Origin of the sequence: Streptomyces sp. YS-3 (assembly GCF_045257485.1) — a bacterium.
In the GTDB taxonomy this organism is placed as follows: domain Bacteria; phylum Actinomycetota; class Actinomycetes; order Streptomycetales; family Streptomycetaceae; genus Streptomyces.
Window position 1 is genome coordinate 1 of record NZ_JBJHPC010000895.1, and the last position, 1,904, is coordinate 1,904.

Annotated in this window: 1 protein-coding gene; it reads right to left on the reverse strand. The window is 74.0% G+C overall.

The window, feature by feature from the left end:
• Positions 1-1,783 (reverse strand): PAS domain-containing protein (locus tag ACJA3G_RS36035; RefSeq protein WP_406557243.1); only part of this gene is annotated, 1,783 nt, incomplete at its 3' end.
• Positions 1,784-1,904: the final 121 nt, after the last annotated feature.

The following is a 1,904-nucleotide window of genomic DNA, read 5'->3' on the forward strand; positions in this document are numbered from 1 at the left end:
GGCGGCCGGGCCGCAGGTGCACCGGGGGCGGGTGTCCGGCGACGGCGATGTGGCACAGATGGGTGTGCGGGTCGTAGAGGGCGTACACACAGGTCGCCGTGGCGTCCCCCAGATCGGCGGTGGCGGCGTCCAGATGGGTCAGTACGGTGGCCGGGTCCAGGTCGAGCCGGGCCAGGGCGCGGGCGGTGGCGCGCAGTTGGCCCATGGTGGCGGCGGCGTTGATGCCGCTTCCCATCACATCGCCGACGACCAGCGCCGTACGGTCGCCGCTGAGGGCGATGACGTCGAACCAGTCGCCGCCGGTCTCGTCGTCGGCGGCGGCCGGCTGGTAGCGGTAGGCGATGTCCAGCCCACTGGGGGCGGCGGGGCGCTGGGGCAGCAGATGGCGCTGGAGCATGAGCGCCGTCTCGCGCTGGCGCTGGTACCAGCGGGCGTTGTCGATGGACACGGCCGCGCGGGCGGCGAGTTCGGTGGCGAGCAGGACGTCGTCCTTGCTGAAGGGGGCGGGGTTGCGGGCCCGCTTGAGGTCGAGGGCGCCCAGGACCTGGCCGCGGGCGATGAGGGGGACGGCCAGGTAGGAGTGGACTCCGGCGGCGGCGAGGAGGTGCACGGCGTCCGCGTCGCGCGCGATGCGGGGCAGGTCCTGGGGGCGCACCTTCGGGACGAGGACCGGGCGGCCGGTGCGGGCGCACTGCGTGACCAGCCGGGTGGGGCCGTACAGGGCGACGTCGCCGACCGGGTCGGCGGCGGCGGTGGCCTCGGTCGGGTAGGCAGCGTTGAGCGCCAGCGCGCGGAACCGCACGGCCCCGTTGTCCGCCTCCCCGGGCCGGGGGCCGGCCAGGACGGTGTCGAGCACGTCCACGGCCGCGATGTCGGCGACCTCCGGGACGGCGACGTCGGCCAGCTCGCGGGCCGTCACCTCCAGGTCGAGGGTGGTGCCGATCCGTACCGACGCGTCCGCGATCAGCGAGAGGCGGCGCCGGGCCTGGGCGGCGGAGACGGCGGCCTCGTGCTGCTCGGTCACGTCGACCACGGACACCGCGGCGCCCAGCACATGCCCGGCCTGGTCGTCGAGCCGGTACACCGACACCAGCCAGGCGTGGTCGCGCTCGGGGTCGGCGGGGGTGCGCCCGGTGGTGAACTCGTCCAGTACCGGCCGCCCCGACGCCATCACCTCCCGCATCCGATCCTCCACCGCGGCCCCGTCCAGGAACGGCAGGACGTCGACGATCCGGCGCCCGAGGTGCTCCTCGGCCGAGACACCGTTGATGCGTTCGAGGGCGGGGTTCACCAGGACGTACCGCAGCTCGGTGTTGAGGACCGCGAGGCCGATGGGTGACTGGTCCACCAGGCGCAGGGAGAGCGCGAGATCGCGTTCCACCCGCCGCAGGGTCGCCTGCTCGGAGGCCAGGCCGAGCGCGAACATCCGGCCGCTGTCGGCTTCCAGGCGTACGTTGCGGAACTCCACGAGCTGCGTACTGCCGTCCTTGTGCCGTATGGGGAAGACACCCGCCCAGGTGCCCTCGCCGGACATCACCTGGGTGAAGAGCTCCAGCACCACATGGCGGTGCTCCTCGGAGACCAGCAGCTTCGCGGCGAACTGTCCGAGTGCCTCCTCGGCGGTGTATCCGTACACCCGCTTTGCCTGCGGGCTCCACAGCCGGATACGGCCCTCGTCGTCGAGGACGACCGCGGCCACCCCCAGCACGTCCAGCAGGCCGCCCGCCACCAGCGACGGGTCACTCGCCCCCGAACGGGCCGGGAAGGACTGCGCATCAGCCATCACCGGCCTCCTCACCCGTACGCCCCTGCGCGGGACACGCCCGCTGACCGGGCCCGGGCCGATCGGCACGACTTTCCGCCTTCCATGCTGCGCCCCGACGCCCGGGCGTGCGACCGGGCGG